Raw genomic sequence first — 7,045 nt, forward strand, 5'->3', positions numbered from 1 at the left:
AACCGCTGTTGTTTACGATCGCGGCTATACGCATCAAAACAGTAAGCGATATTCCGAACCATTAAACGCCCACTGGGGGTCACTTCCAGGATATCACAGCCATTGATGACTAAGCCATCGTTTTCAAACTCGTTTAACATCTGCAAATCGAGAGCGAAATACTCATCAAAGTCAATTCCATAGGTTTGGGAAATCTCCCGTTTATCGAGGCGGAAGTGACACATCAATTCCATAATCACGTCTCGACGCAAGAGATTGTCCGGTTCCCCGAGTTTGACGAGCTTCTCGATGGGTGCGTTTTGCTGATCAACGGCTCGGTAAAAGTCTTTCAAGCCTTTGTAATTCTGCACATAGACATCATGCAGCATACTGATGGATGTTACCCCAAAACCAAAGAGTTCAGAGTCGGGTTTGGTGGTATATCCTTGGAAGTTGCGGTGAAGTTCGCCTTTGCGTTGGGCGATCGCCAACTCATCCCCGGGTTTGGCAAAGTGATCCATGCCAATAAAGACGTAGCCTTTCGCGGTCAATTCGTCAATGGTCATGTGGACGATTTCCAGTTTTTCTTCGGAACTGGGGAGGGTTTCTTCTAGAATCCGTTTTTGGATGGGTTTCATCCAAGGAACATAGGCGAAGTTAAACACCGCAATGCGATCGGGATTCAGTTTAATGGTTTTGCTGATGGTTTCCTGGAAGCTGGCTAAGGTTTGATAGGGAAGTCCGTAAATCAGATCGACGTTGACACTCTCAAAATCGGCTTCTCGCATCCAGGCCATCACATTAAAGAGGAGTTCTTCTGGCTGAACGCGGTTGATGGCTTCTTGCACTTTAGGATTGAAGTCTTGAATCCCAAAGCTGATACGGTTGAAGCCGAGTTGTCGTAAGAAAAGAACGTAGTTGCGATCAATGTAGCGGGGATTGACTTCGATGGAGATTTCAGCATCTTCGGCGAAGTTAAAATGCTCGTGCAGTTTGTTCCAAAGCTGTTCGACTTGTTCAGGATTGAGATAGTTCGGGGTTCCGCCACCCCAGTGCATTTGTTGCACGAGGCGATCGCCGTCAATTAAAGGTGCCGTCTGTTCGATGTGTTTAAAGAGATAATCCAGGTAGGGATTGACGACTTTATTTTTAAGCTGCGTCACAATCACATTGCAGCCGCAAAAGTAGCAGGCTGTCTCACAAAAGGGGATGTGACAATACAGCGACAGGGGAGTTTTTTTGGCATTTCCACGAGCGATCGCCTGATAAAACTCTTGTTCATCAAAGTCCTCGCTCAATTCTGTGGCGGGGGGATAACTGGTATAGCGAGGGGTGGGATGATTATGTTTTTGTAAAAGTTGAGCGTCAAAACGAACAGACTGGGTGGAAACTTCCATAGTAATCAAGTCAATTCAGGATAAAATGTTGTCGTATTTGGCGTTAAAAAAAACGGCGATCGCCCAAGTGAGAACTCGTCGCGATCGCCGGAGCTGAGAGTAAGGAGAGATCGCAGAAAATCCGAGAGGATAACGTCTTAATCAAGTGCTAACCGGATGAGCTTTTTCCGTGCTTCCCGGCTTATCCTGGCGAGTCAGTAAATCAAAGATGTGATCACCAACCGCCGCTTTCACATCCGGTTCCAATCCATGCATGACATCCTGGTTGAGTTGGAAGGCTAAATTGGCTTCTTCGACAATCCGCTGCGCCAAGTCCTCATCCACAGGAAGTTCATTCAGCGCATCTCGGTACTGAACTTTAAAATTGCGCCGACTTTCGGGAGTTGGGAACGCCGCAAACTCATGTAACCGAGTTCCTTGAGTCTCAGGAAGTTCCAAGGCTGAACGAACAATATTTTTCAGGCTTTGTCCCCCCGATAAATCCCCCATATAGCGGGTATAGGCGTGGGCCACCAAGAGTTCTGGTTCAGTCTCAGAAACCTCTTTCAAGCGATTGACATAGGTGACGCCTTCGGCGAGGGGTTCAATCTCTTCACGCCAGTTGTCGCCATAATAGAAGGCTAAATCGGCTTCGAGACTGGGGGTTCGTTCTAAGTCTCGGAAGTGTATCCCCGCAATGACGGGGTTGTCGCGATGACGTTCGAGTTCTTCTTCTAGGGTTCGATAGACAAAATACAGATTAGCGAGGAGTTTCCGGAACGGCTCCCGCTGGACAACTCCCTTGAGAAAGCATTTCATATAGGCCGTGTTTTCGGCGGCGGTGTGAGCCTGTCCTGTCCCGTCTCGCAGCAAGCTGGCTAATTGAACAGTCATAGATGATATAGAAGCGTTTAAACTTTAATCACTTTATAGCGATTTATCCAGTCTGCAAGGATCGCTTCTTAAAACTTTACATTTTGCCCGAAATCTGCGGTGTCATCAGTCGCCCGAGAGCCGATGAGTCCTGGGGTAGCCAGACGGCGACCCAGAACTTGCCAGTTTAAACCGTTAGATTGCTCAATAGCAATTATCGTTCTTCGATTTGGTAGGTGTGGAACTGTGTCAAGCCGCCAACGGTTTCCGCGTGAATTTCGGGGACTCCCGGAATGGGAATCGGTAGCGCCAATTCAGTGCGGTAGATGCTGAAGATAAAGAAGTTGTCGCGGCTGGTGTTGCGATCGATGATTCGTTGTAGTTGGGGACGGCTATCTTCGACGAAGGACTGACAGAGATCTTGACCTCCCCCTAAGTCGGTACAGACCTCCTCTTTGAGATGTGTGGCTAGAATCTCTCCAGCATAGACTTGATAGTCTTCGCGGCTAGGGTTGGTGACTCCTAGCGCAATTCCCGCGCCAAGAATAACAACGCCGATTCCAATAAGACTCGTTTTCATAGATATAAGGATGCGATCGCAACAGCCAACCAGACTACAAAAGTAGAATTATAGCGGGTCTTGGCTGACGATAACTCAGATCGAGAGAGTTCGCTCATCGCGCCAGCCATCTCCCAACCCAACCAACCGTTGAGGCGAACCTCAATCTCGGGACTCACTCGATCGCCGTTTGAATTTGAGCTTGTTTCCAATTTTGCCGACGATCTGCTGCGACTGTCTCCTCAATTGTAGCCAAGGACTAGGATCTTTCAAGGTTGGACAGTCTGAGGGGGATTTCAAGTAGCGATAATGGAGAAATACATCTTGATAGGGGATATTCACATTCTCGCCTTGACATAGTAGGCGAAACTTAGAGCTGGAAATGCTCATGAAATGAATGTAATTGATGGGTCGGCCTTTATCGTATAACCGGTTTTCGATCACGTCAAAGTTAGACGACCAATGACTCCCCGTTGCTTGTTCTGGGTTATTATAAGCAAAGTTATAAAAGGAAATACCGCTGCGAGAGACTAAGTAGTTGTAGAGGGGTTGATCGGAGCCTCGTAATGAAAGAACTTCCGCATCTCCTGAGTTTAAATAACCCAACAACTCTGACATCCGTTCTCGATTAAAGACATCTTTCTTGGAAGCAAACCAGCCAGCACAAAAAATCTGGGATTTTGCCTTTTCTAGCCCAATAATGTCATCTAAAATATCTTGTTTTTCAGGATTAAAAATATAATGAGAGTCAGATTTATATTGAAAGTCATTGACCACCCAATCATAGGTATCTAGCTTGTCATAAACCCGAGCAATAGAGTCCATGAGCAGCGTATCTGCATCCATGTAAACAAACTTATCAAACGGCCCGTCAAAGCTACAAAGCTTCCTGACAAAGTTAACTCGACGTACCGCTGGCTTTCCCTGTTCGTTCCAGAATTTTTGTGCGGTTGTATTGGCCGTCCAGGCTTGAATCATGAAATCTTCCCAAAAGTCGATGGAATCCTGATTGTCAAACAAGAAAACATGGCTTCTGTTCTTAATGTCTTGTTCAATTTTTTGGATTTGGGAATTATAGGGAATAATACAGACTGGGATTTCAGAGCCAGCATTTTCCTCGATACTGTTTAGCAAAGCAATGAGTTGGTCGTACACAACATCATTGGCAAATGTATAAATACCGCTTTTCATTGTTTTTGGGTAGGTAATTGATAGTGGAAATGAGGATAACGGAGAGACCCTCGTGATGGTTATTGTCAACGGCGATCGCCATCTTTAGAGTTTAGTGTCATGAGCCATCAATACTTGTGAGTTGGCTAATCATTATTCTAAGAGCGAAATGAGGTGAGTTTACGCATCAAACGTTGAGCGAGATTCGGGGACGAGCTGGTTTTTGTTGAGGTGGGTGGTTCCTTGAACACTGGGCGCTGTTCTGGTTCATGAAGGTAGCGGTAGTAGAGAAATAGGTCGCGATAGGGGAAATCTAAGTTTTCCCCTTGACAAACCTTCTCAATGGTACTGGGCTGCACACCGATATAATGGATATAAGTGAGTCGATTTCCCTTGTCATATAAAATATGGTTTTCCTCCTCAAAATGTCTTGAGGTCGCACTACATCCTGTTCGTTGCTCTGTAGGAAGTTGGTTGGCAAAATTATAACTCGAAATCCCCGATCGCATGACCATATAATTTAAGAGCGGTTGTTCTCCAGCCCCCCGGTACAGACATTGATAGTCTCCCGATTTTAAGTGGTTTAGAAGTTGCTCCCGTAGGGGTTCATCAAATAAACCGCGCTTAGCACCGAAAAACCCGGAGCAAAAGACCTCGGTTTGAATACGCTCCTGGCTGAAGATATCATATAATTTAGGGGCATCTAAATTATAGATTTTGCTGGCATTTTTAAATTGAAAATCATAGACAACCCAGTCATGATCGTCCAGCTTTTGGAACACATGATCCAAAGGACTCATCGCTAAGGTGTCAGCATCCATATAAATAAAGCGATCAAATGGCCCATCAAACGCACAAAAGCGCCGATGAGCGCCATAGAGCCGAAATTTCTCTTTGTTTAAGCGTTCTGGAGCGGCATTTTGCATAAAGCGATCCCAGCGCTCAATCGATTGGCGATCGCCATATAAGGTCACATTGGGACGTTTAGCAATCTCAGCCGCAATTCGTTCGGTGCGATCATCAAAGGGATAGATACAAACTGGGGTTTGCGCTCCTAACACCTCATCAATACTATTGAGCAACGCTACCAGTTGATCGAAGACAACATCGTTACCCAAACTACAAATTCCATTCATTTTTTTAATATCCCTTGAGGCGTCAGAGTCGGATAACGGGTATGGGTAGCTCCGTCACCCGACAAGCTACCCGACAAGCTAAAGGCGAAGACCGTAACAGGAGTCATCTGAGATTGCCGACTGCCGACCATGTTGTTGATCTACCCAACAGGTCTAACTCAGGAAAAATGGTTTGTCAACAGTCAACGCTCAAGGATGGGAGGATCTCGATCCCAGAGAACGGCGACCATCATGAAAAACACGGCCAAAACGAAGCTTCGCCGTTGTTTCTCTCCTGTGAATTGTTACTGGTTTAGCCGATCGCTGATGGGTGTCATCACCGCCGCCAATCAACCGCGCTTGGGGGATTATCCCGCAACGACGTTGGCTAAGAGATTGAGAGGTTGCAGGGTTTTGAGCTGTTGCAATTGTGCATCATTGCGAACCAGTAAAGCGCCGGCGAATCCCAAGGCGTTGAGAGAGATTCCGGCGAATCCTTCTTGCGATCGCGGAACCACCATCAACCAATCTCGCGTAGCCAGAAGGTTATAGGCTCCCGTTTGTTGCTCTGTGCGGGGAGTTGCGTCGATTAACCCCACGGCGGTTAGGAGACGATAATACTGCTGCTGGAGTTGTGCGGCGGAGCTGTTGGGGGAGATGGGTGCGATCGCATGAGTGAAAGGAAGCCAAGGCGATCGACCGATTTTGTTGAGTCCTGTCCCATCATACTCAGTCTGGGCGATCGCCGCCTCAATCGGCAAGCGATCGCCATCAGGCATCAAAGGAAGCGGAACCAGTTGTAAATGCTTATGCGGTTGACTCGCACCCGCCTCAGTCCCGCCGTTATAGAATCCTAACCCGTCGATTTCCCGCAATCCCACCTGTAACGCCGCAAAATCCGCCACCGTTAGCCAAGTGTTCTGATGCTCAAACTCCCGCGTCACCATCAGCAGGTGATGCTCCACCACATTAAACTTATTGAGCAGACAGAGATGGCTCTCAGACAGATCCGCCACAAAGAGTTTTTCATCGTAGGGAAGGAAGGGGTTAAAGGGTTTCCCCGTTTCTTGAGTCTGACGGGTTTCTGCGGCTTTGGCTTTAGCCTTGCGATCGATATTGGCTAAAGTTCGCACCAGAAAGCGAATCTCTCCCTGTTGCAAATACTGAAATTCCGTCGGAATCGGCTGGAGCGCACCACAATCGAGTGCGAACTGGGTTTGTTCGAGGGTTCGTGTCCAGAGGGTGTTGGGGGGAAGCAGACGTTCTCCGTCAGACATAACTCAACCGTAACAGGGTGCGATCGCCCTTATTGTACAGAAGTCTGGGGCGCAATCCGCGTCGCAGCTTGGGATAAATCGTTACCTTAATCCGCGAGAAGGCTCACGTTGTAATCTTTGATTCAACGTTGAGATGAATCGTGGCAACTACTGTAGTACAATGTGGTACAATTCCTTCAAATGACTGAATGGTGTCATGCTGGTATTTGAGGCCAAGCTAGAAGGAAGCAAAGAGCAATACGAACGGCTGGACGAGGCCATTCGGACGGCTCGGTTTGTTCGTAACAGTTGCCTGAGATACTGGATGGACAACAAGGGAGTTGGACGGTATGAACTAAGCGCCTATTGTGCGGTTCTTGCCAAAGAGTTTCCTTGGGCAAAACAGCTGAACTCAATGGCTCGTCAAGCCTCGGCAGAACGAGCCTGGTCAGCTATAGCTCGCTTCTACGAGAACTGCAAGAAAAACATTCCCGGTAAAAAAGGGTTTCCTAAATTCAAGAAGCACAAGACTCGCGATTCAGTCGAGTACAAAACCTCAGGTTGGAAGCTGTCAGAGGAGAGAAGGACGATTACCTTCACGCCCCGGATTCCAGGCGGGACCTTTCAAAATGTGGGGGACTCGTGACTTGCATTTCTATCAGTTAAAGCAGATTAAGCGGATGAGAGTGGTCCGTCGCGCTGATGGATACTACGTTC

The 7,045-nt window shown here is 47.4% G+C and carries 6 protein-coding genes and 1 pseudogene; 1 reads left to right on the forward strand and 6 read right to left on the reverse strand.

The annotated features are described in order from the left end of the window. The 6 genes from hemN to R6U67_RS02590 all read right to left on the reverse strand — a co-directional run. Positions 1–1,376: oxygen-independent coproporphyrinogen III oxidase (hemN, locus tag R6U67_RS02565; protein WP_410251100.1), on the reverse strand; the 1,376-nt coding region annotated here is incomplete at its 3' end. Positions 1,377–1,517: 141 nt separating this feature from the next. After that, positions 1,518–2,249, reverse strand: a complete 732-nt coding sequence (locus R6U67_RS02570) for a heme oxygenase (biliverdin-producing) (protein ID WP_410251101.1) — start codon at positions 2,247–2,249, stop codon at positions 1,518–1,520. 193 nt (positions 2,250–2,442) lie between these two features. Further along, the gene (locus R6U67_RS02575) at positions 2,443–2,808 is read right to left on the reverse strand and encodes a DUF4359 domain-containing protein (protein ID WP_410251102.1); all 366 of its coding nucleotides are present in this window, start codon (positions 2,806–2,808) and stop codon (positions 2,443–2,445) included. Positions 2,809–2,949: 141 nt separating this feature from the next. Continuing rightward, entirely contained in the window at positions 2,950–3,978 is a 1,029-nt protein-coding gene (locus tag R6U67_RS02580; RefSeq protein ID WP_410251103.1) for an Npun_R2821/Npun_R2822 family protein, read from the reverse strand. Positions 3,979–4,115: 137 nt separating this feature from the next. After that, positions 4,116–5,093: an Npun_R2821/Npun_R2822 family protein gene (locus tag R6U67_RS02585; RefSeq protein ID WP_410251104.1), complete on the reverse strand. Its 978-nt coding sequence runs from the start codon at positions 5,091–5,093 to the stop codon at positions 4,116–4,118. 347 nt (positions 5,094–5,440) lie between these two features. Continuing rightward, positions 5,441–6,349 carry an ATP adenylyltransferase family protein gene (locus R6U67_RS02590; RefSeq protein ID WP_410251105.1) on the reverse strand — a complete coding sequence of 303 codons (909 nt, stop codon included), beginning with the start codon at positions 6,347–6,349 and terminating at the stop codon, positions 5,441–5,443. Between the two features lie 196 nt (positions 6,350–6,545). Here R6U67_RS02590 and R6U67_RS02595 point away from each other — a divergent pair. Next, positions 6,546–7,045: pseudogene (locus R6U67_RS02595) on the forward strand (RNA-guided endonuclease TnpB family protein); the annotation flags it as partial.

Source organism: Sodalinema sp. (assembly GCF_046483825.1).
Taxonomy (GTDB): Bacteria; Cyanobacteriota; Cyanobacteriia; order Cyanobacteriales; family Geitlerinemataceae; genus Sodalinema.